Here is a 22,026-nt window from a genome sequence, read left to right as displayed (position 1 = left end):
TATCATCGCGCCGCACAGAACACTCCGGCCGACCAAAGATGCCCCACCCGCACACCTCCGCCCAGCCACCACTCCCCAGGCCCCTCCTCCAACCAAGAGGAGCGATGGGGTATGTCCAGAAACGCTACAAAACCTTCCCGAATTCGCAGACTTCTAAGGCTTCGCTGGCTTCGTCGGCTGCTCGTACTGCTGATGCACCTGCCGCTGCTGCTTCTCCTGCTGGGCCTTCTGCTGCGCCAGCGTGTGCTGAAGGAACGACCACCCCACGCACCCCGCACACAGCACAGCCGTGATCGCGATCCCCGCAAACACCTTCCCCAGCCGCTCATCCGCCGAACGCCGCCCCCGCTGCGCCCCGAACAGCAGCGCATCCCGCATCCTGCGCCGGCGTACCGCCACCGACTCCAACAACTGACTGTCGTAATCCCGCGCCATCTCCCCACCCAGTACCCAAGTCGTCCAGAATTCTCGCCACCCCGATTATGGACGGACGGATGCACGCAACCGCTACTGCAAGGCGGTACAGGGCCGTGACCCACTTCTGCGCCTCGCGCTCCGCGGCCGAATTCACCAAGCCCCATAACCCGCAAACCCATAGACCACGATCTGGCAGCAGCACGGCCTGGACGTGACCTGGGACCACGCCCTGCAAGATCGGGATCAGCGCACCAAGTCGAGCTGCTCGGCTGGCGTCCGGGGCCGCCCCGCGGGCACGGGAACCGGTGAGGCGTACGAACTGTGGGTATCGGTCGAGATCACCCGCAGGCGCGGGGACCACCCCATGTAGGGCAAGGCATGCACCGGCGCCATGGGATCCCCGCGGGCGCGGCAACCACGAGGGCGAGGAGAGGAGGAGTCCGCATGCTGCTTCGGGGACCACTCTCGACAGACCACCCCCGCAGGCGCGGGGACCACCAGGTCATGAAGTCCCGGAGTGCGGCGTCGTAGGGACCACCCCCGCGGGCGCGGGGACCACCACTCGGACCCGGGATTCGGCATTCACCGCATGGGACCACCCCCGCAGGCGCGGGGACCACCTGAGCAGGCCAGCCTCCAGCTCCGGCGTCAAGGGACCACCCTGCGTGTCCCCAGCGACGTGCGCCTGGATCGGGACCACCCCCGCAGGCGCGGGGACCACAGAGGGGCGTCGGTGTGGGGGAAGGGGATGCGGGGACCACCCCCGCAGGCGCGGGGACCACCGATCTCACAGACACCGAGCTGGTCACCATCGCGGACCACCCCCGCAGGCGCGGGGACCACGGTTTCAACTCCTTCTCGACATCCCGGAGATCGGGACCACCCCCGCAGGCGCGGGGACCACCGCTGGAGTCGGGTACCGATTAGCCGCGCGACGGGACCACCCCCGCAGGCGCGGGGACCACGAGTCAACGGCCAGTTCGGCGGCCATCTTCGCGGGACCACCCCCGCAGGCGCGGGGACCACGTCGGCGACGTGAGTGCCGCGCCAAGACTGACGGGACCACCCCCGCAGGCGCGGGGACCACTTCACAGAGGCCAGGACGTCAGGGTTGAGGTTGGGACCACCGCCGCAGGCGCGGGGACCACGACTACAACTCCCACACCGCTTCGGACCGGTCGGGACCACCCCCGCAGGCGCGGGGACCACCCCTCACGCCGACCTGGATCGCTGTACGGACCGGGACCACCCCCGCAGGCGCGGGGACCACTCGTCGGTGAGGTCGAGGCCACCGACGAAGAGGGGACCACCCCCGCAGGCGCGGGGACCACAGCATGTGGCCGGAGTAGAGAGGCAGTTCGTCGGGACCACCCCCGCAGGCGCGGGGACCACCTCGCCCATCTCAACGACGTGTTGGCTAAGACGGGACCACCCCCGCAGGCGCGGGGACCACGAACCGCTGGACGGACTCGCGGCCGAGTTGGCGGGACCACCCCCGCAGGCGCGGGGACCACTCCGCTCCGCAGCGTTTGCAGGCGCCCGGCTCGGGACCACCCCCGCAGGCGCGGGGACCACAGGTAGGGGGCTGGTGACGAAGTGTCAAGATAGGGACCACCCCCGCAGGCGCGGGGACCACCGACGACGCCCCCACCCCTCCCGTAGCCAGCCGGGACCACCCCCGCAGGCGCGGGGACCACTACCTCCGCCTGTCCTACGAACTTGAGGCGTCGGGACCACCCCCGCAGGCGCGGGGACCACGTTCTGCGGCCGCTGGGCATCGCGTTTGGACGGGGACCACCCCCGCAGGCGCGGGGACCACGTCGACCCCTCGGCCGCGTCGTTTTCCACACAGGGACCACCCCCGCAGGCGCGGGGACCACCAGTGGCCACGGTGAGGTGGAAGGGTCGGGCGGGGACCATCCCCGCAGGCGCGGGGACCACACAACCGCCGAACTCGACGCGACCACACCAACAGGACCACCCCCGCAGGCGCGGGGACCACCCTGTGTGGCCTCCTGAGCGCCCGCCAGCAGCGGGACCACCCCCGCCAGGCGCGGGGACCACGTAAGCCGTGGCACAGCGGGTTCGAGCAGCTCGGGACCACCCCCGCAGGCGCGGGGACCACTCCGATCTGACCGAACTACCCGGAGATTCCCGGGGACCACCCCCGCAGGCGCGGGGACCACGGTGTGACGCGGCTCGTCACGCAGGTCAGCGCGGGACCACCCCCGCAGGCGCGGGGACCACGGCACGGTGCCACCCTCGAACCGACTCCGCGCGGGACCACCCCCGCAGGCGCGGGGACCACAAGTCCTGGTCGGACGCCATTGCCGAGCCGAAGGGACCACCCCCGCAGGCGCGGGGACCACCCCCACCGCACTTGCCAGGGCGCTCCCGATCGGGGACCACCCCCGCAGGCGCGGGGACCACACGCCCGCGGAGCGCGCCAGGTTGGCGATGTCGGGACCACCCCCGCAGGCGCGGGGACCACCTGACGTTGTACTCATAGCAACCATCGAAAACGGGACCACCCCCGCAGGCGCGGGGACCACACCATCTTGACCTGCTTAAGCAGGTTGCCTATGGGACCACCCCCGCAGGCGCGGGGACCACAGATCGTGCAGCGGTACGGGCCGGACACGATCGGGACCACCCCCGCAGGCGCGGGGACCACCCGACCGGCATCTCCGCCAACGCGGTCCTGCGGGGACCACCCCCGCAGGCGCGGGGACCACTGTCGTGGCCGCCGCCGGGGAGCGCCCACAGGTCGGGACCACCCCCGCAGGCGCGGGGACCACGATGAGCGGCATCTCGGCGTCGATGGCGTCGAGGGACCACCCCCGCAGGCGCGGGGACCACCTCACCGCACACCTGGTGCAGCGTCGTCCGCAGGGACCACCCCCGCAGGCGCGGGGACCACTCGCCCACAGATATCCGGCTGTTCCTCGCAGAGGGACCACCCCCGCAGGCGCGGGGACCACTTTCACAGCACCTCCGGCGCGATGCGATACATGGGACCACCCCCGCAGGCGCGGGGACCACAGTCCCGGCCCACTGGTCGTCAAATGTCGCTGGGGACCACCCCCGCAGGCGCGGGGACCACAGTCCCGGCCCACTGGTCGTCAAATGTCGCTGGGGACCACCCCCGCAGGCGCGGGGACCACTGATCTGGCGTAGCCCGTCGTCGTCCGGCTCGGGGACCACCCCCGCAGGCGCGGGGACCACCTCAGGGCGCACGATGCCCGGGTGGTGGAGCAGGGACCACCCCCGCAGGCGCGGGGACCACCCCGACGCTGACCCAACCGTCCCGCACCTGCCGGGACCACCCCCGCAGGCGCGGGGACCACACCGAAGTTGGAGTTACCCAGATCCCTCGTCTGGGACCACCCCCGCAGGCGCGGGGACCACCCGACCGGCATTGACGAGCAGGCAGCGCGGGACCACCCCCGCAGGCGCGGGGACCACAGCGGGGTGGCGAAGAAGTCGGCGCCCCCCTTGGGACCACCCCCGCAGGCGCGGGGACCACCTGGGCCGCCCGGTCGCCCTGGTCGGCGAGCTCGGACCACCCCCGCAGGCGCGGGGACCACTCGACGACCTCGGCGACGACCGTGCCGGAGAAGCGGACCACCCCCGCAGGCGCGGGGACCACCGCAGCGGCAGCTCGGTGTCCTGATCGCGCGGAGGACCACCCCCGCAGGCGCGGGGACCACCGCCCCCGGGTGGCCCTGACGTTGGGGCTCACGGGACCACCCCCGCAGGCGCGGGGACCACATGCCGGAGACCCGCTCGGCGCCCCGCACCTCGGGACCACCCCCGCAGGCGCGGGGACCACCTTCACGACGTCGAACAGCACCGGGCTGGCCTTGGACCACCCCCGCAGGCGCGGGGACCACCGCCCGTCGCTTGATGACTGCGGAGCGAGGAGAGGACCACCCCCGCAGGCGCGGGGACCACCGGACCTGCCGGCTGGCGATCGTCGAGCTGTGGGGACCACCCCCGCAGGCGCGGGGACCACGCCTCGATCAGCTTGTCGAGGCGCTGCTGCGTGGGACCACCCCCGCAGGCGCGGGGACCACTGCTGATTCTGTTCGCGCCCACCGGGCGCGCGGGGACCACCCCCGCAGGCGCGGGGACCACCTCCGAACCGTGGCCTCGCTCGGCTTCCGTAGAGGACCACCCCCGCAGGCGCGGGGACCACACTCACCGGCCGGAGTGCTGGCGATGGCCGAGCAGACCACCCCCGCAGGCGCGGGGACCACACCTCCCGGACCACCGCGGCGATCTCCTCGTCCCGACCACCCCCGCAGGCGCGGGGACCACACCTCTTCGACGGGCCAGTGGCGGCCTGCACGCAGACCACCCCCGCAGGCGCGGGGACCACACTTCAACCGCTCGGCATCGACCTTGCGGTTCAAGACCACCCCCGCAGGCGCGGGGACCACACAGGCCGTGACCTGCGGCTTTATGTAGCTGCCGAGCGGTTTTTGCTTACTTCAGCGGAAAGTGATGTTCCATCATTAATGCGAGCAATTTCGCCGAAGTCGTACATAGGGGTCTTCTCAGCGGTTTCCGAAGCGTCGTCTCTTGGCGGCTTTGCTCCAGCCCTGGCGTGGTGGGGTGGAGGGAGTGTTGTGGGAGGGGGGTGGTGTGTGGGGTGAGGGGCGGTGTAGCAGGGTGAGGCCCTCGTGGTCGGTGGGGTGCCAGGCGTGTTCGTGTGTGGCGAAGGTGAAGCCTTGTTCGTTGTTGGTTTGGTAGGCCAGTAGGGCGCGGCCTTTGTCGCGGTATTGGCGGACCTCGTCCCACAGGATTTCGCGGACTCGGGTGGAGACGGAGCCGAGGAAGACGCCGGGGGAGATTTCCAGGAGCCAGCGGGTGAGGAAGCCGCGGAGGCCGGCTGGGCAGTTGGCGAGGACGATGACGGTCACCAGATCGGTTCCTCCGAAGTGTGGTGTCCGGCTTCGGCGTTGCTGTAGTTGCGTCCGCTCTTGACGAGTCGGCCGCCGTCTGACTGGAGCGTCATCTGGTCTGTCGTCTCGTCTGTTTCTTCGTTCGTGTGCTGGGGGTTGTGGGTGTTGAGGAGGAGGTTTTTGATGTCGCGTACGCAGCGGTCGAGCAGGCCGGTGGTGTTGATGCGGTCGCGCAGTGCGCGGCGGGTGCGGGAGGCGATGTCTTCCTCGCCTTCGGCTGCTGCGTCGAAGGCGGCGGGGATGCCGATGTCGGTCTTGTAGAGGTCGGCGATGTCCAGGACGAAGGAGCGCTCGTGTCCTGAGTGCACGAAGCCGAGTCCGGGGGAGCAGCCGAGTGCTGCCACCACGGCGTGGGCTACGCCGTACATGCATTGGGCGGCGGCTGTGATGGCTTGGTTGGGTGGGTCGCCGGCGGTGAAGTTGCCCGGATGGTATTCGCGGCGACGCCAGGGGACGCCGGTGCGGGCCGATTCGCGGCGGTAGCACTCCTTGACCCGGCGGCCCTCCATGTTGAGCAGGTCGTTTCGTGTGCGCGTTGAAGGGTCGTCTTCGGGGAAGCGCAGGCGGTACATGGCGCGTGCCACGTCGAGGCGGGTGCGGCGGTTGGCCCAGGCGGTGGCCTGCGCTTCCACGAGGCGGGAGGAGCGGGTGAGAGCGCGCCCGCCGGCGTAGAAGCGCACGCCCTGTTCGCCGACCCAGACCACGCCCGCTCCGCATTCTCCGAGCAGGGCCATGGCCTGGTGGGTGACGCGGGTGCCGGGGCCAAGCAGGAGGGTGCCGATGGTGGCGGAGGGGATGTGGGTGACGCCGTCGGCGTCGGTGGCCGTGATCGCGTTGTCCTCGCGGTGGAGGGTGCAGCGTTCCAGGTAGATGAAGGAGAGCCGGTCGCTGACCCGGGCCAGTTCCCGCGGGGTGGAGGTGTTGCGCCGGCTGACGGTGCTCATGATGCCTGCACGGGGGCGAGGGTCATCAGGCCGCAGCCGTAGGCCTTGGCCTTGCCCAGGCCGTGGGTGAGGGTGCGGCGGAAGGCGTCGACATCGGTGACGCGGAGCCGGCCGTCGAAGGTGACCCGGGTGAAGCGGATGTTGTGGCGGGCGGAGTCCTTCTCGTCGCGTTTGTGGAACTGGAGGGGGAGGCGGTCGTGCACGATCACTTCGTGTTCGTGGCCGCGTTGGGTGAGTTGGCGCTCGGCGGGTGTGCGGACCACCTCGAAGCCCGCGCGTTCTTGCCGTTGGAGCAGCCAGCCGATCTGGTGCCGCGGGGTGACGTGCGCGGTGCGCTTCGTTCGGGCGCCTTGTGGGTCCCCGGGTTTGTGGATGTCGTGCACGGGGTTGGCGGTGAGGCGGAAGGCCCAGGTGTCGCCTGTCGCAAGGCCGTTGAGGAACTCGCCGTAGGCGAAGGTGGTCCAACCGGGGGCGTCCAGGCCGGGCCAGCCTGCCTGTTCGACGAGGTGAGTGAGATCGGGGCGGGTGGGGCTGACGATGAACAGGTCGGCTCGTCCTGCGGCCGCGGGGTCCACGCGCCACAGGACCCGTGGCTGCTGCCCGTCCCGGGGTGGTGGGTCGGGGAAGGCCATGTCCACGGCTCCGTGCAAGAGGTGCGGCGAGCCCAGAAGCCGACGGGCGCTGGAGCGGGCGGTGTTGATGCGGAAGCGGGTCAGGTACATCAGGGGGTCCTTGGGGAGTCCTCTGCTGTGGAGGTGCTCGCGGGTGAGTGGAGCGGGCGGAGACTGGTGGTCGGGTCGTGTTGCGGTGTTGCAGCGTGCTGGAGCGGCAGGGTGGTCTGGTCGGTGCGGACGCCGCGTAGTGCGTAGCGCCGGTGGCGCGGGTCGAAGCTGACCGGGGTGTCCCGTAGGGAGTGGTGCGGGACTTCGGCGGGTGGGCAGTCGATCAGGATGTCCAGTGACTCGGGGGCGATTGGGCCCCGGTTGTTGCGTGCTGTACGCGCCCGTTGCCGCCGGTACCAGGCGGATGCCTGCCAGTCGGCTGCTCGTAGGGCCTCCTCCAGGGTGGTGTTGTCCTGGGGCGGGCTCATGGCGAGGGGGAGGGACGGGGGGCAGGAACGCCGTCCGAGGTAGGGCAGGAAGTGCGGTGTGAGGAGGGCCTGGTGGAGGCGTTGCAGCAGGGCCGGTTCTCCTTCGAGGCCGGCGACGAAGACGGCGTCGGTGAGGTAGAACCGCTCGGACAGGGGCATGGCCTTGCCCGAGTCGGCGTGGTGGGCGGTGTGGAAGTCCCGCAGGCGGGTGCCGGGTTGGTCGATCCGTACGCCGAACCGCAGGGTCGCGAGGTCGGAGAGGTCCGCGTTGCGGGGGCGGCCTTGGGCGGCGGCGAGCAGGCCGAGGACTCCGCTCTTGGTGGGCGCGTTCTCCGTGCTGCGACGGGCGAAGCGGGCCGCCGAGCCCCAGGACTGCAGGGGGCCGGCGAGCCGCAGCAGGAGCACGGTCATGCCGTGGCTCCGGAGGTGAGCCGCTGGGCCACCGCCGCGCTCACGTCCCGTACCAGCGAGGTCAGGGAGACGGTTGTGCCGAGTGGTGCGAGTTCCTTCGTTTCGTCGCCGACGCGGAAGACCCAGCTGTGATCGGGGGCGGTTTCGATCCCGTACTTCTGCTCCAAGTCCGTTACGAAGGCGACGAGTTTGCGGCAGCTTTCGCGCAGGTACCCGCCGCCCGATCCCTGGGGGACCGGCTCCTCGAAGGCTCCGACGAAACTCACCGGCCAGCGGTCGCGGAGCTTGACGATCACGGCGGAGGGCAGGGTGTGGTTGCCGAAGGTGTTGATCTTCCCCGTTGGGAGGGAGGTGATGAACGCTTCCAGGAACGCTCCAACCGCCTTCTCCGTTGGGGTGCTTGGTGATTCGCCCTCCCGTAGTCCGAGGCCGAGGTTGCGCTGCAATTCGTCGACGTCCACGGCGGCGTAGCGGTAGAGGGTGGCGGAGTTGAAGTCGATGGTGCCGATCATGCCGGCACCGGATTCGTCGTCGGAGCTGCGGTCGTCCACGGCGGTGTAGTAGTCGGATTCGATGTCCGACTTGTGCACGCTGAGGGCGTGGGCCACCTGGGTGGCCGCCTCTACGTTGAGATCGGCGGAATCCGCGACCATGCGCCCGAAAAGCGCGATGTCCACCGAGTGCCGGGCGTCGACGGCCTGCCGGGCCTTGGCCTTGTTCTCCTTGCCCTTGAGGTGGTCGATGAGTGCCTTGACTTCGCCGTTGGGGCCGCTGCCCTCGATCGCCAGCGCGGCGAGGGCGTCCAACTGCCTCCTGCTCAGGAACATCAGGTAGGAGGACTCGGGCGCGGCGGTAGAGGTCGCCTCCTCACCCTTCTTCTCCTTGCGCTTCGGCACTTCGATCTTGATTCCGGTTGCTGCTTTCAGGATCTCGGTGGCCAACTGGACCGCTACTCCTTGGAGTGAGCTGTCCCTGGCGACGATCCGCTCGGCCAGCGCTTCGGCCACCTTCTTCGTCCGTACGCCGAGTTCCTCGGGAGGCAGGAGGTCGTTGAACGCCTTTCGGGTCGCCCGCTTCCATGCCTGACTGGAGACCCGCGCTCGCCGGACCCCTCCGTAGTACGCGGACTTGGGGGTGCCGGTGTCGTCACGGTTGAGGTTGCTCGGCGGGACGGTCTGGAGGATGTGGACGTCGAGGATGGTCCGGGTCACCGTAGTTCCGTTCTCGTCTGGTCTGTTGATGCCTGGGCATTAGGGGATCGCAGGCAATGGCATACCGAGTGGGGGTGTGCAGTGTGCAGAGGTGTCTGCGCAGAGTGTTGGGGGGTATTCGCCAACTTCTCGGCAGAATCTAATCGTTGGCCTCTTCGACCGAGAGAGTCGACGGGTGGGCCTGGGAGGCCGAGGTGTCGTCCTCGTCGGTGTCGCCCGCGGTGGCCGTGCGGTAGATGCGATGGAAGTCGCGTCCCCATGCGCGCCTGACGTCGGCCTGGTTCGACTCGTTCTGCCAACGGTTGAGTTGGTCCGCGAGCAGTCCGTAGTCCAGGGGGATGCGTGCGGCGCGGAGTAGCAGCACCATCTCCCGCAGTCGGCGACTCAGGGTGTCGATGTCGGTAGAGGTGCCGATGCGTACGAAACGCTTGCGGATGGTGGGGCTGATCTCTTCGACCGGCTCGGATTGCTTGCCGTGCGTCGCCTCGTCGTCCGAACGGCCGTCGTTGCCATTGCTGCGGGCCGGGCGGTCGATCGTGCCGGTCTTTCCCTGGGCCAGGCGCCGGACCGCACGGCCGACGGACCAGCCGGGAACGTGCATTGGCTCGTCGCGCACCGACTGCTGGTGAAGCGCCCAGAGCGTCACGGCGACATGGACCGCTTGGTCCTCGCGGTCCTCACGCCGCTCGCGTTGTCGCAGTCCTTCGTACTGCGAGTGCCACGAGGCGCCGTCTTCCTCTTGGTCCTTCTGCTCGCGCAGTTCGGTGAGTGCCGCCAAGTCATCCAGACCCCAGCTGGTGGGTGAGGCATGAGCGTCCTGCCCGGCTTCACGGCGCAAGCGTGCCACGGCCGCCACCGCTGCCGGCTTGTCCTGCCGATACCCGCCTTGCAGCCGGCTGATGGTGCGCACAGCGGCCGCACGCGGGAGGGAGCGCCAAGACGGATCCTCGGAGGCGCTACTCCCTGGTGTGTTCTCGTGGTCGGTCTGTTCCGTGGTTGTGGTCATCGGGTGCTCTCAGCGTGCGGTTGGGATACGGAACCGGCGTTGGATTGAGACGGGACACCAACTCTGGAGCTCGGACGGGAACTTGGCGGCCCCAGAACTGTGGTGAGTCGGGTACGGAACCAGTGCTCGGCCCGACCCGAGTCCATCAGCCGGGTACCCATGCTGGGGATGTCGATCAGCCGGCCCTCATCGGCCGCGGGCCCTGCGGAGGCGAGCAGCCGCTCACTGAGCCGCAGCATGCTCCGCCGCACCGTGGTCCGCCATTCCTGGCGCGCCGCGTCCAGTTCAGGGAAGGCCAGCAGGTTCTTCAACCACGCCCTGTAGGGGCCGTCCAGGGCTCCGAAACCCAGGTCGCGGGCGGTGGCGGCGGGAGCGGTGGGGTCCGTGCCGGCGGATCGGGCGAGATTCGCGGCGAGCTGGCCGAGAGCAATCACCGACTGTTCCGCGTCGTTGACAGCGTCGACCGCGGCGGCGCCGTAGACCGGGTTCGCCTCGTGCAAGGTGATCACAGGCAGAACGACGGAGTCGTCCACGACCTCGTCGATAACGGATTGCTGGGTTCCATAGACCGCACCGACCAGACGCAGCCGCACCAGCGTGCCCGGATCGATCTCACTCGCCGTGATCACCTGCGTGAACCACCTGGCGATCCCGGAACGCAGGACCTCAGCCGGCGCGCCGCGCTGCCCGGTGTTCGCCGTCTGCTGGCGGGCCGGAAGCAACGAGCCCAGCCCGCGCCAAGCCACTCTGCTCGGATCGTGCCGCAGCGGCGTGTACACCGGAGTGCGGCCCTGCTTCTTCTCCTGGGCCTCGCTGCGGCGCCAGGCCGACATCGGCTCCAGCTTCCACGGTGCGGTCAGCACGAGCGGGTCACCGTAACCGAGCACCACCCCGGTCACCGCGCCGCCCTCCGCATGCAGCCGGATCCTCCGCGACTGCCAGGTGTACAAGTCCCGCAGCCCCGCGGGATGCGCCTTCCCGGAAGCATCCTTGCGTTCGCCCGGACCTGGTGGGTCAGTGCGCCGCCACACGGGCACGTCCTCGTCGCCAGCGAGGTCGTCCGACGCCCCGCCCTGGGCCTCCTCCAGGGCGATGAGATTGAGCAGCAGGGTCTCTTGGAGCGTGTCGCCTTCGGCGAAGACCCCTCCCAGGTTGCCGAGGGTCCCCACGCCCAAGGGGTAGACCTTCCCCGACCTCCCGCGCTCGTCATCCACCATGGCGGACTTGATCCCGGAGGTGTCGTAGGCGTGGGCGTGCACGAGCCATCGCGCGGCCTCGCCGTAGGGCAGCGCATCGACCCCGGGGCGTCGCATGGCGAAGAACGGCTCGCCCACGGGCACGTCCGCCACGATCCGGCTCAGCGGCGCGACCTCACCCTTGGCGGTACGCAGACCAGCTACTTGGTAGAACGGCCGCTCGGGATGGAACAGGTCGAAACGATCCCGGTGCCGTTCGAGGTACGCAGGCACCGTGGCGAACGGGGCGTCCGCCAGCCACAGGTCCTCCCAGTCCTCTACCTCCACCGGGCCGTCCAACGCGTCGTAAACGATCGCGAGGAGCAGCCGTAGCAGGGCCATCTCCTGGGTTGGTACGTCACCCACCAACCGGCGCAGAGACGCCGCCTGTTCGAACAACCCCAGCAGGGAGACCTCCGTGACGGTTCCGTCCGTGCGCTGCACTGGCATCCACGGCAGGGAGACCAGGTCGAAGGATGGCGGCCCGCATACTTCTTCAGCAGCCTCGGCCACTACGCTCCCCCCACCGGTAACGGAACGACCACCGACACCTGACTCGACGCCGACGGCAGACGTCTCCTGGCGATGCTCACCATCACTGTCCTCGCTCTCAACCCATCTGCTTCCTGGGGCCGTTGCCCTCGCGCCGGCCGTGACGTCCGAGCCCGTGGAAACGTCAGGGGACGTCACCCGCAGGCCATCGGCACGGCTGTAGGTGAGAACGAAGCCTGCCAGATGGGTCTGACAATCCGCGTCGAGAACGAGAATCAACTCCCCATCCAGCCAAGGGCATTCCTTGACCTGCCAGGCAGGAACCCGGAACCTCTCCAGCTCCTCGATGACCCCGTAGACCATCCAGGGCTTGCTGAAACGCACCGGAAGGGTGAGCGCGCTCGCGGCCACCGACTCCGCCGCACGCCTGCTCGGCAGGAAGTCGGTCGGCAACTCCAGGCCGCCTCGTTGCCCCTTCGCGTCGTCATCCAGCCACGGAACCGTCGTCAGCCGACCGTCCGCCTGCCGCTGAACGACCAGCACCTCCAACGTCTCCTCGCTGTCACGTACTTGGGCGTGCCCAGCAGGACTGTCGTCCACGTCGCCGGCCGCGGCCTCCAGCCATCCGTACACCGGACGCCCTGGCCGCCGCACCGGATCCAGCAGAAACCCCCCGGCCTTCTCCCGCTTCTCAGTGAGCAACCGCTCGTGCGCGACACGTGCCTCGCCCAAGCGCTCCGCCCATGCCGCGGGACCGACCCGGTCGTCCCCGTAGGCGGCCTGAACCAGGGGGCTGATGGCGTCGGGAAGCTCCAGGGGATCGCCGTCCAGATACGGGCCCAGTACAGCTGCGGAGCGCAGCAGGCTGTATTCGCTCCGGTACACCGCAACAGTGCCGTCGACGGCCTCCGGAGGCACGGCCTGCCAGTCCTTCACACCGGTGATCAGACACCGTGCCTGAGCCACGCGTGCGGGCCGACGCCGCGGGTGCCGGTGCAACCGGCCCATCCGCTGAAGGACCAAGTCCACCGGCGCCAAGTCGGTGACCAGCAGATCGAAATCAACGTCGAGCGACTGTTCGACCACCTGGCTCGCCACCACGACATGACGCCTGGGTCGCTCCTGCCCCTCCCGCCCGAACCGTCGCAACAAGTCGGAGTCCTTCGCCGCCCGGTCGGCGGCGAGGAAACGCGAATGCGTAACGGTGACCGCTTCGTTGCCCAGGCGCTCCCGCAGCACATCTGCGGTCTCCAACACCCGGTCCACGGTGTTGCGCACCACCAGAGCGCAGCCGCCATCAGCCAGTTCCCGCTCCAACCGATCGGCCAACACGGCCAGATCGTCCTCCAGCCGCTCCACCACCACTTCGGTGCGGCGCCCGGAAGCCGCAGCCGGGTGCGCGGAGAGGACCGGATGCCCGGGGGACACAGCAGTGATCAGCGGATACGCATCCGCCGCCGCCTCGACCTCGGCCCCCACCGAACCGGCGTACGCAGCCACCAGCGCACGCCTGCGCTCCGCCGGCAACGTCGCCGAAAGCAGGACCACCGGCACCCGATACGCTGCCAACCACTCCAACACCCGGTCCAAGTACCGCCCCATATAAGCGTCGTAGGCATGCACCTCGTCGATGACCACGACCTTGCCCGCAACAGCCAGATGCCGCAGCGCCAGGTGCCGGGTCTTCAACCCGGCGAACAACACCTGATCAATGGTCGCCACCGCGAACGAGGCCAGCAGCTGCTTCTTCCGCCCCCGCAACCACTGATGCGCATGAAGCCCGGCGGGCCTGGCCCGCCGGCCACTGCCCTGCTCTTCGCCATCGAGATCAACGGCGACGATCGAACGCCGCCCCGCACGCAGCAACCCCGACCAGCGCTCGTTCAACGCCGCCTTGGCATGGGCCAGTACGACCGACCGCCGACCGTCGTCATCGCCGTCCGACCCCGGCAACCGCTCCAGCCAGTCAAGCAACCGAGGAAACATCGCATCACCCGTAGCGCGGGTGGGCAGCGCCACCAGCACACCACCGGCCCCTGACCGGGCCGCCAACACCTCCGCCGCGGCGAACGCCGCCTCCGTCTTCCCCTCACCCATAGGCGCCTCGACCACCAACAACCCAGGCGCCGGCATGGACCGCGCCACCCGCACCGCCTCAGCCTGAACCGGCCGAATCGCCGCATCCTTCAGCCGCGGAAACCGCCGCGCGAACAACTTCTCCGCCGATTCCCGCGGTTCCCGCGGCGCCCACGCCCTGGGCAGGTCCAAGCCTTCCCAGGCGGCGCGCAACCGCCGCCGCTCACCAACCGGACCACTGGGCTGCCAGGACTCGGGATCGTACGGAAAGAGCTCAGGCGAACTGGCGATCCAGTCCGCAACGATCACCACGGCAGTCAAGATCACCTGCGCTGGCTGCGGCAGCCGCACCTTCTGCCACTCCGGCAGGCGCTCCGCCGCCCCGGCCGCCGCAGCACAGGCATCCATCAACTCGAACTGGACCCCACGCCACAGATCCTCACTCGGCCCCGGATGCCGGAGCAGATGCGGGCGAAGCTGAAGATCGTGGATCTGCTGATGATCCGGCGGCGTCCCATGGTGACCCCCCGCAACGACCGCGAACTGCCCGGAGATCCGGCCGCGCAGCCCAAAGCGACCCTCCATCCAATCCTGTAACAGCAACTGCCCGGCCAGCCCGTGCGGCGCCAACCGCCGGTCCTGCCCGTACTCCCTGGCAACCGGCATATCGAGCCCGACCTCTCGCATCCGCGCGGCCAACGACTCAACCTGACAAGCGAACGCGGGAGTTGCCTTGCCGGCATCGTGAGCGGACGCCAGAAACCTCACGAGCGTCAGCGCGTCCGCATCACCGGCTGGCAGCGCCTCGGCCACCAACTCCCTTACGGTCCGCGGTATCCAGCTCTCCCACAACATCACGGCGACGGCGCCACTGTCCGCCATATGCCGCCACAGCGGAAGCCAACTGTCCGTTCTCCTATCGGACTTCGCCCACGCCTCCCGCGCAGCCGCCGATAACTGACCAAAGGGCGCACCATCTTCGCCGGAGGTCGACTTCAGGGGTGTCTCAAACATGCCTGCTTCCTCCTGCCCGTGCAGTACGACAGAACCGGCTGCGGCGTGTGCCGGCGAGGACTTCCGGCGAACGTGCCGGACTGTGGCGCCCGGTCTCGACGAGGCCGGGCGCCACCCGCTTCACATCACGCGAAGCGCTGACGCAACTTCCTCGGGCGAGGCAGCAGCATCACGACCACCACCACAACGACAACGGCGCCCCACACCCACGGTGCATACGGAAGCGAGGCGGACGGGAAAGCGGTGAACAGTGCGACGAGCAGCGCCTGACGCAGAGTCTGTGGTCGCGGCTGGGGTGATGCATTTTCGGTGGTCACAGGTAGCATGGGGCCTCGTCTCGACTCATTCCGATGGTCTGGGACATGGCCGAGCCCACCTTCTCGCTGCAACGAGAAGGCCTGATGGGCTCGGCCTTCGTCGTTGTACGACAAAGGCCGAGCCCTCAACGGTCGGCCGCGAGGAGGTTACCAGCTGACTGACACCTCCAACGCCCCTTCGTTTAAAGGGACTTGGTGGCAGATAGCTTCTCAGTTGCCACGGACGAGCCAGGTATCTCTGGCCTGCCTAAACGCGGCGCCGCTCATCCCCGCAGGAACGGGGAACACTTGGGCAGTAAGGCCTCTCAGGGGCCACCCCCGCAGGTGCGAGGACCACTTCACCGATCCGTCCGGCGAGACATACGCCTTAGGCCTCCGCAGGCGCGGGGACCACACTACGCAACGGCGAGACGGCCGACGAGGCCGCGCGCATCAAGGCAGGGCTAGGGGCATTCGACGTACCCAACGAACCGTTCGTGACGCGGCCCACGCGCTCAGCAGAGGCGAGCGACTCCCTCCGCTCACCCTCGTCGGCGAGACACACGACAACCTGGTCTGCCTGGAGGGCTACCTGCGCCTGACCGTCGACGCCCTCGTCGGCTTCCGCTTCGCGACCGACACCCAGTGTCTGATCGGCACCGCGCCGGACATGGGATGGTGGGCACGGTAGTTCAGCCACGCCCGTTCTCGGCGCTTGTGCCACACTTCGTCCATGCCACTGGTGTGGGCAACCGGCAACTCAGGTGTCGGCAAGTCGACGGTCTGCGATCTGCTGAAAGATCGAGGAGAGTTGGCCGTCGATACCGACTGGGAGGGCTACAACCACTGGGTGGATCGGACGAGGACGGGTTGTCGTCGAACCTCCGGATCCAGTGCCAGTCGGCTGGCTCGACCGCTTCGCGTGGAAGATCAGTCGCACACGGGTCGAGGCTCTTGTGGCGGAATCACACGAGAAAGCCACGTTCCTCTTCGGTACTGTCGAGAACGAGGTGGACGTGTGGGATCTGTTCGACATCGTGGTCTGCGTGGTGGTCGACAACCAGACGCTCCGGGACCGTCTGCTGACCCGCACCACAAACGCTTTCGGCAAGAACCCGGAGGAACTGGCGGCAGCGCTCGGACGCAATGACGGTGTGGAGTCCACCTACCGACGCTTCGGCGCAATGATCCTTGATGGCACCCGCCCTGCGACGGAGGTTGCCGACGCCATCCTCGCAGCAGCCAACCGCCGGATCGTTCACCCGAGCGAATGAGCGCACTGATCTGCCCTCTTCGTCGCCGCACAAACGCTGTCAACGCGTGGTCGCCCGAGGCGGCGGAGTGGAAATCAGGACCCTCCACAGCGCGACAAAGTTCGAAGAGCCGCCATGGCCGGCGGGTTCCTCCTCCAGTCGATCAAGCGGCCTGCTTCTCACGTTCGGGGAGGATGCCGTTCTCGAACCGCGCACCCGCGCGGACCAGGAGCACGAGGCAGGCGCCTGTGATCGCGCGCCAACGGCTCTGGGCTGGCTCTACGGGATTGAAGACCGTTGCGAGTGCGGCGGCTGGGCTGCCAGCCCCACGGGTGGCCTTGGTGCGCCCTCGACTTCCACTTCGTAGGCGACGTTATTGAGGATGACGAAGGCGACGGGTGAGACCGAAGACACGCCGGGACAGCAAACGCAGCAGCCCCGCTGGCATCGACAAGGCGCTGTGCTGCTCAATGGGTCGTGGCCGGCGACGCGGAGAGCGAGGGTGTGTGCTGCGCTGACGGCCGGCGGGAGTTGGCCGAGGAGAGCCTCTACGACTGGCAACTTGCTTGCGATACCGAAGGGTTGGCGTCAAGGATCCGTGAAATCGGGCCCTCGCGAACGCGATCTGTGTTGCTCATCTGCCTACGCTCGCTGAGCGGACTGATCACATACGGCTTCACCGGGGGAACCACGATGGCTCATGAGCATTTTTCGATTCATCCCGAGCCTGTTACGGCTCTAGGGAAGGACTTCACCGCCTCTGCCGAGCACTTAGACAGCCGCGTCGGTGACTTCGCCAAGCGGGCGGAAAACGTGGACGACGCCTTCGGCGTGATGTCGGAGTCCACCGAAACCCTTTCCCAGTACGTGGAGATGACCCGCCATACCGCGTTGGTCCTTCAGGAGTTATGCGCAGGTCTGCGGAACTACGCCGCCGGCCTGCATCACACGGTCGCCTCCTACCAAGGGGCTGACGCCGCGCAGGCGCAGCAGTTCGGGGGGAAGTGACATGGCAGGTCAGCAGCAGGAGCAGCAACCGCAGATCGAGAAGAGCTTCGACCTGTTCAACCCCGGCGGGGACCCCTCCGTCCTACGGGCCTGCGCCGAAGCGTGGCGGGGCATGGCCCACGACCTCAAGAGCACCATCGAGACCCAGGATCACGAGGTCACTCGGCTCGGCGACAGTTGGACGGGCGCTGCCGCCGACGCCTTCCACGCTCACTGGAAGCACACCAGGAGCCAGGTGGAGAAGTCCTTGCCGCAGTTCGAAACTGTGGCAAGGCAGTTGGAGTCCACTGCTGACGCCATTCAGAAGGCCAACGACGAAGTCCACCGTGTGATCGAGGAAGTCCTTGTGACGGCCGCGATCGGCATCGGTCTGTCGGTGGTGACCGCGGGCTTCTCCGACGCGCTCGCGGCGGGCGCGGCAGCTGCGGAGGTCGCTGAGGCGGCGGGTGAGGTCACGCGCCTCGGTCAGCTTCTGATCCGGGTCGCCAAGATGCTGGAGACGGTGAAGGAGGCCATGGAGAAGAGCAAGCTGCTCAAGATCGCTGTCGACTTCGGCAAGAACACCGGCGCTAACTTCACCGGCAACGTCTTGGGCCAGTCCCTGTCCGGGCAGGAAGTTAACTGGGGTGAGGACATCCAGGACGCCGTCATCGCCGCGGGGGTGGGCACGGGGGCCTCGGAAGCCGGGGGCAGGCTTGGGGCGAAGGTCGAGAAATGGTCGGAGAGTTCCGGGGGGCACGGAGCGGCATGGGCCCCCGGCATGGCCATCGGCGCGGGACTGCGCAGCCAGAATATCCTCGGCAGGATGGCCGTCGAAGGCGTGGGCAGTGCGGGCGGCCAAGCCGCCGCAGACGGGGCGGAAATACTGTTCGAAGGGGAGAAAAAGGACGTCCTGCGGGATATGGGCTTCAGCGGTGCTGCTGGAGCGGTTGGCGGAGCGGAAAACCACGCGGGGGACAAGGCATTCGAGAGCATGAGTGGCAAGCACCGTAAGGGGGGACTTGCCCATTTCCCCGCTTTTCAGCAGATCGCCGCCGACGGCATCATCTACGGTGCGGGCAACGCAACCAACAATATGACGACACCGGCGGAGAACGAGGACAACAACACAACGACTCCGGACGATTGATCAACCTGTGTTTGAAGTTCGCAAAAGCATCAGACGCTTCCGCGACGACCCGGCCTGGACGTACCGCAAGACAGCGCCGCGGGACTACCGCGCCACGTTCGACGATCGCGGATACCCGTTCAGCCTCGGCACCGATGGCTTCGGTATGCGTGATCTGCTCCAAGGCAGCTTCCAGGGCCGCGAGGTGAGCATGTTCCGCCTCCTCGCATGGGAGCGCAGCGGCAAGGCCAGTGTCGCGTGGAACTATTCCGTAGTCGTACTCCCCCTGCCCCGCGCACTCCCGGCCACCGCTCTCACGAGCAGACGACTGGTGGTCACCCGGCAGGTAGAGAAAATTCCCGCACTCAACCGCGTCACCGGCCGCGGAAGGGACTTGCCCAACCTCGGAACCCACCTGGTGCATTACTGCGCTGATGACCCCGACTTCGCAGCCCTTATCAGCACACATGCCATGGAACGACTCATGCACCAAGCCAAGTTGGGCTGGCGCATCGAGGGCAACCGCATGATCGGGTGGACGGACGGACGCAAGACCTACGAGGATCTCCTGTCCCTCGCCGAGACCCTCACGGCCATCATCGACGGCTTTCCCGAACGGGTATGGCACTGGCCCCAGCAACAGGAATCCGGCAACGATCCAAAGGGCGGCGTCGGCAAGCACCGTGCGCCCATCCGGGAAGGGCTCATCCGCCGGGCAGCAGATCCCAGCCGCTGGCCTGTGCGACAACGGCCACGCAGCCAGCCCGAACAGGAGGATGGCTGACCGTGAGCGCGAGGTGCAGAGCAGGAAGATGACGCGAGGGGCACCGGCCGCGCGCCGAGAAGAACGCCTGCCCAAGAAGGCAGCCGCTGCAGCGCTCCATGCTTTCCCGGTGGTCCCACAGGGCCTCCTGGAGGACTGCGCCAGAGCCCGGGAAGGGGTCGAGCCAGCGGCATCGATCGTCGTCCCCACCACCGATGCAGGGCTCGAAGACGCAGGTCAGGCTGGTCCATGCCAGGGGCTTCGCAGGGACTTTCAGCTCTGTCCCAGGGACTTTTCAGGGATTTTTCGCTGAGTAAGTGACAAGGCCACGACGGCTCTGAAAGACGCAAAGCCCCAGGTCAGGAGTGCTTTTCGGCTCACCGATGGCACTCACTGTGGTGACTCACTGCGGAGGCCGCTTCAATCAAGCACGACGGCGTGGACGAGGAGCTCGAGGGGACAGCGAGAGTCCCCAGTTGCTGCGCCGAAATTGGCGCTGTTCCAGGTGAACTCCCCCTGGAACAGCGCCTCTTGGTGGCGACGCTGCACTCCCTAGTAGGAGTAGAACCCCGACCCGCTCTTCCGCCCGAGCCGCCCCGCGTCCACCATCCGCTGGAGCAACGGCGGCGCAGCGTACAGCGGTACCTTGTACTCCTCGTTCATGCAGCAGCTTTCTGCTCGCGACAATAATCTTCCAGCCACTTCTTGATCTCGCTGGGCCAGAACCGCAGTTGTTGTCCCACGCGGAAGCTGGGGATGGCCTGCTTCTCGTGGTTGTCGTAAACCCATGACACGGGCTTGCCGAGAAAGTGCGCAAGGGTCGGCACGGTCCACATGGTTTGATCCATAGCTGTTCACGTCCGGAGGTTGGGAGTGCGACACAATAGGGATGAACTCCGGCCGCACCAAATGCTTCCACGTAGCGTTACTTGAGATTGCTGAGGCCAGTCGCGAGGAGTGTCGGCGAAGGCGGCGGCCTTGAAGGGCGTGATGGTGTGAGGGTGTTGCGGCCTTGGTCTGGCCACGGATCCACCAGGCGGTGACGAAAGTCAGCACCGATCCAGCGCAACGGCCTCGACCGGACCGGAAGGGGCGGCACTGGAACTCAGCACGAAGTCAGCACGCCGCGGCTTGGGCTCGTTCGTTGCGAACGAGCCCAAGCCATTGACCTGCATGTTTGCTGAATTCGGATGCGTCTGCTAAGTGCCCGCATCCCAGTTCGAGACCATCTGGCTGAGGACCAAACGCAAGGACGCCGAGGGCAAGGTCAAGTCCGGCTCGGGTGGGGTCTGTGACCTCTACTTCCCGGCGCACCCCACACCAGCTCAGCATCGCGTCCTGCGCGAGCTCGGCATCCGTTAGCGATCAGGCGGCGATCCCGACGGCCAATTCCTCCGACAGGTAGGCGCCGGCACCGATCGACCGTGACCTTGATGGAACCGGCGCCCTGGCCACCGGGGAGTTTGTGAAGGGACGCTCCGTTCGTCAGGGGTGCGGTCGCCTGTTTCCGGCGAAGGTCGGCGCCGCTTGAGGAGAGCGGCTGATGGAAATTGTGGATCTTCCGTCCTCAGGGGACTCGCGTGACAGCGCGCCCAGAGGCACGAAGGCGCCCTACCGGCTAGCGGACCGCGGGTTCGCCCGGCCCGCGGATTTGCCGCGGGCCGGGCGTGTGGGCGAGTTGTTACGGCATGGCAAGTACCTGCTTGCCGGTGCTGCGGCCGGTTTCGATGTGGCGATGGGCCCGTGCTGCGTCGCGCAGTTCCAGTACCTCGCCGACCTCGACGCGCAGCGCGCCGTCCAACACGGCGTCGACGGCGCGTCGTAGCACCGGTGCCACGGCCTCCGGGCGCTCGCCGCTCAGGGCGCCGAGGTTGAAGCCGAGCACACCCTTGCCGCTGAACCACAGCTCGTTCGCGTCGAAGTGGACGGCGTCGGCGCCGGAGGCGTTGCCCATGGCGATCAGGCGTCCGCCCCGGGCTAGCGCGTCGAGGCTCGCCCGGCGGGCCCCGCCGCCGACCGGGTCGACGGCCACGTCGAATCCGCTACCACCGGTCAACTCCTCCACGGAGTCGGTCAGTTCGTCGCGGAGTACGACCTTGTCGTAGCCGAAGGCGGCGGCCTTCTCCAGTTTCTCCGGCGAGCCCACCGTGCCCACCACCTGGCCGGCGCCCAGCAGCTTGGCCACCTGGCCGAGTTGGCTGCCCACGCCGCCGGCCGCGGCGTGCACCAGCACCCGCTCGCCCTCGCGCAGTCGTGCCACCTCGCCGAGCACCAGCCACGCCGTGGTGCTGTTGGAGGGCACGGCGGCCAACAGGGCGAGGTCCGCGTCGTCCGGGAGCGGGGCGACGAGCCGTGCGTCGGTGACGGCCACCTCGCCGTAGCCGCCGCCCATGGTCATGGTCAGGGCTGTCACCGGCTGCCCGACCCGCAGGCCCGTCACCCCGTCGCCGAGCGCGCGGACGCGACCGGCGGCCTCGATGCCCGGTACGTAGGGCAGGGGAACGTCCACCGCGCCCTGGCGGAAGAGGATCTCGGCGTAGTTCACGCCGGCGTGGGTCACGTCGATGGCGACCTGACCGGGCCCGGGGGTCGGGGCCTCGATCTCGGTGTACTCCAGTACCTCGGGGCCACCGAAGCGGGGGATCGTCACAGCGCGCACGGAATGTCACTCCTCATCAGATGAACAGGGAAAGGGGCGGCGGGGCAACAGGGGTTGTGGGGAGGGTAGTTCAGCC

The 22,026-nt window shown here is 68.3% G+C and carries 14 protein-coding genes, 2 pseudogenes and 1 CRISPR repeat array; of the genes and pseudogenes, 5 read left to right on the top strand and 11 right to left on the bottom strand.

The genetic code is table 11. The features are described from left to right. Positions 1 to 153: 153 nt before the first annotated feature. The 8 genes from ACIQU6_RS26065 to casA all read right to left on the bottom strand — a co-directional run bounded on the left by ACIQU6_RS26065 (position 154) and on the right by casA (position 14,863). Complete coding sequence (locus ACIQU6_RS26065) at positions 154 to 435, bottom strand: hypothetical protein (protein ID WP_403484094.1); 282 nt, start codon at positions 433 to 435, stop codon at positions 154 to 156. Between the two features lie 676 nt (positions 436 to 1,111). After that, positions 1,112 to 4,859: direct repeats of the CRISPR family, unit length 27 nt; unit sequence GACCACCCCCGCAGGCGCGGGGACCAC. Positions 4,860 to 4,976: 117 nt separating this feature from the next. Beyond that, positions 4,977 to 5,342, bottom strand: a complete 366-nt coding sequence (gene cas2e, locus ACIQU6_RS26060; RefSeq protein ID WP_403484093.1) for a type I-E CRISPR-associated endoribonuclease Cas2e — start codon at positions 5,340 to 5,342, stop codon at positions 4,977 to 4,979. Continuing rightward, positions 5,339 to 6,328, bottom strand: coding sequence for a type I-E CRISPR-associated endonuclease Cas1e (gene cas1e, locus ACIQU6_RS26055; RefSeq protein ID WP_403484092.1), 990 nt, complete (start codon positions 6,326 to 6,328; stop codon positions 5,339 to 5,341). Before cas1e ends, cas2e begins: the two co-directional genes overlap by 4 nt. Next, positions 6,325 to 7,050 carry a type I-E CRISPR-associated protein Cas6/Cse3/CasE gene (cas6e, locus tag ACIQU6_RS26050; protein ID WP_403484091.1) on the bottom strand — a complete coding sequence of 242 codons (726 nt, stop codon included), beginning with the start codon at positions 7,048 to 7,050 and terminating at the stop codon, positions 6,325 to 6,327. The genes cas1e and cas6e overlap by 4 nt, the downstream gene beginning before the upstream one ends. Further along, on the bottom strand, positions 7,050 to 7,829 hold the full coding sequence (cas5e, locus tag ACIQU6_RS26045; RefSeq protein WP_403484090.1) for a type I-E CRISPR-associated protein Cas5/CasD: 780 nt from the start codon (positions 7,827 to 7,829) through the stop codon (positions 7,050 to 7,052). Before cas5e ends, cas6e begins: the two co-directional genes overlap by 1 nt. After that, positions 7,826 to 9,040 (bottom strand): type I-E CRISPR-associated protein Cas7/Cse4/CasC, encoded by a 1,215-nt coding sequence (gene cas7e, locus ACIQU6_RS26040; protein WP_403484089.1) that lies wholly within the window; start codon positions 9,038 to 9,040, stop codon positions 7,826 to 7,828. The genes cas5e and cas7e overlap by 4 nt, the downstream gene beginning before the upstream one ends. A gap of 139 nt (positions 9,041 to 9,179) precedes the next feature. Further along, positions 9,180 to 9,950, bottom strand: coding sequence for a type I-E CRISPR-associated protein Cse2/CasB (gene casB / locus ACIQU6_RS26035; RefSeq protein WP_403484088.1), 771 nt, complete (start codon positions 9,948 to 9,950; stop codon positions 9,180 to 9,182). Between the two features lie 92 nt (positions 9,951 to 10,042). Then, a complete protein-coding gene (gene casA / locus ACIQU6_RS26030; protein ID WP_403484087.1) occupies positions 10,043 to 14,863 on the bottom strand; it encodes a type I-E CRISPR-associated protein Cse1/CasA in 4,821 nt (1,606 codons plus the stop codon). Positions 14,864 to 16,052: 1,189 nt separating this feature from the next. Between casA and ACIQU6_RS26025 the strand changes: the two genes are divergently transcribed. The 4 genes from ACIQU6_RS26025 to ACIQU6_RS26010 all read left to right on the top strand — a co-directional run bounded on the left by ACIQU6_RS26025 (position 16,053) and on the right by ACIQU6_RS26010 (position 19,312). Then, on the top strand, positions 16,053 to 16,433 hold the full coding sequence (locus ACIQU6_RS26025; protein ID WP_403484086.1) for a hypothetical protein: 381 nt from the start codon (positions 16,053 to 16,055) through the stop codon (positions 16,431 to 16,433). 672 nt (positions 16,434 to 17,105) lie between these two features. Continuing rightward, a complete protein-coding gene (locus tag ACIQU6_RS26020; RefSeq protein WP_403484085.1) occupies positions 17,106 to 17,420 on the top strand; it encodes an ESX-1 secretion-associated protein in 315 nt (104 codons plus the stop codon). 1 nt (position 17,421) lies between these two features. After that, positions 17,422 to 18,549 carry a WXG100 family type VII secretion target gene (locus ACIQU6_RS26015; protein WP_403484084.1) on the top strand — a complete coding sequence of 376 codons (1,128 nt, stop codon included), beginning with the start codon at positions 17,422 to 17,424 and terminating at the stop codon, positions 18,547 to 18,549. A gap of 7 nt (positions 18,550 to 18,556) precedes the next feature. Then, complete coding sequence (locus ACIQU6_RS26010) at positions 18,557 to 19,312, top strand: hypothetical protein (protein WP_403484083.1); 756 nt, start codon at positions 18,557 to 18,559, stop codon at positions 19,310 to 19,312. A 531-nt stretch (positions 19,313 to 19,843) separates the two neighbouring features. Here the strand turns inward: ACIQU6_RS26010 and ACIQU6_RS26005 are convergent. Beyond that, positions 19,844 to 19,954 (bottom strand): annotated as a pseudogene (locus ACIQU6_RS26005) (3-hydroxyacyl-CoA dehydrogenase family protein); the annotation flags it as partial. Continuing rightward, positions 19,951 to 20,139, bottom strand: a complete 189-nt coding sequence (locus tag ACIQU6_RS26000; protein ID WP_403484082.1) for a helix-turn-helix domain-containing protein — start codon at positions 20,137 to 20,139, stop codon at positions 19,951 to 19,953. The pseudogene ACIQU6_RS26005 and the gene ACIQU6_RS26000, both read right to left, overlap by 4 nt. Positions 20,140 to 20,506: 367 nt before the next feature. Here ACIQU6_RS26000 and ACIQU6_RS25995 point away from each other — a divergent pair. Continuing rightward, a pseudogene (locus ACIQU6_RS25995) lies at positions 20,507 to 20,653 on the top strand (peptidase C39 family protein); the annotation flags it as partial. 319 nt (positions 20,654 to 20,972) lie between these two features. On the opposite strand, the gene ACIQU6_RS25990 reads toward ACIQU6_RS25995, so the two are convergent. Next, positions 20,973 to 21,950, bottom strand: a complete 978-nt coding sequence (locus tag ACIQU6_RS25990) for a zinc-binding alcohol dehydrogenase family protein (RefSeq protein WP_403484081.1) — start codon at positions 21,948 to 21,950, stop codon at positions 20,973 to 20,975. Between the last annotated feature and the right edge of the window lie 76 nt (positions 21,951 to 22,026).

This window comes from Streptomyces sp. NPDC090442 (genome assembly GCF_044769405.1).
GTDB lineage: Bacteria > Actinomycetota > Actinomycetes > Streptomycetales > Streptomycetaceae > Streptomyces.
Note: the sequence above shows the minus strand (reverse complement) of the source record. Positions and strands in the feature narration are given on the sequence as shown.

Bases quoted from the DNA above. Each gene is read 5' to 3' on its own strand.
- cas5e (WP_403484090.1), bottom strand. From the start codon at position 7,829: ATGACCGTGCTCCTGCTGCGGCTCGCCGGCCCCCTGCAGTCCTGGGGC.
- casA (WP_403484087.1), bottom strand. From the start codon at position 14,863: ATGTTTGAGACACCCCTGAAGTCGACCTCCGGCGAAGATGGTGCGCCC.
- ACIQU6_RS26065 (WP_403484094.1), bottom strand. From the start codon at position 435: ATGGCGCGGGATTACGACAGTCAGTTGTTGGAGTCGGTGGCGGTACGC.
- ACIQU6_RS26020 (WP_403484085.1), top strand. From the start codon at position 17,106: ATGGCTCATGAGCATTTTTCGATTCATCCCGAGCCTGTTACGGCTCTA.
- ACIQU6_RS26000 (WP_403484082.1), bottom strand. From the start codon at position 20,139: ATGGATCAAACCATGTGGACCGTGCCGACCCTTGCGCACTTTCTCGGC.
- cas6e (WP_403484091.1), bottom strand. From the start codon at position 7,050: ATGTACCTGACCCGCTTCCGCATCAACACCGCCCGCTCCAGCGCCCGT.
- ACIQU6_RS26015 (WP_403484084.1), top strand. From the start codon at position 17,422: ATGGCAGGTCAGCAGCAGGAGCAGCAACCGCAGATCGAGAAGAGCTTC.
- cas1e (WP_403484092.1), bottom strand. From the start codon at position 6,328: ATGAGCACCGTCAGCCGGCGCAACACCTCCACCCCGCGGGAACTGGCC.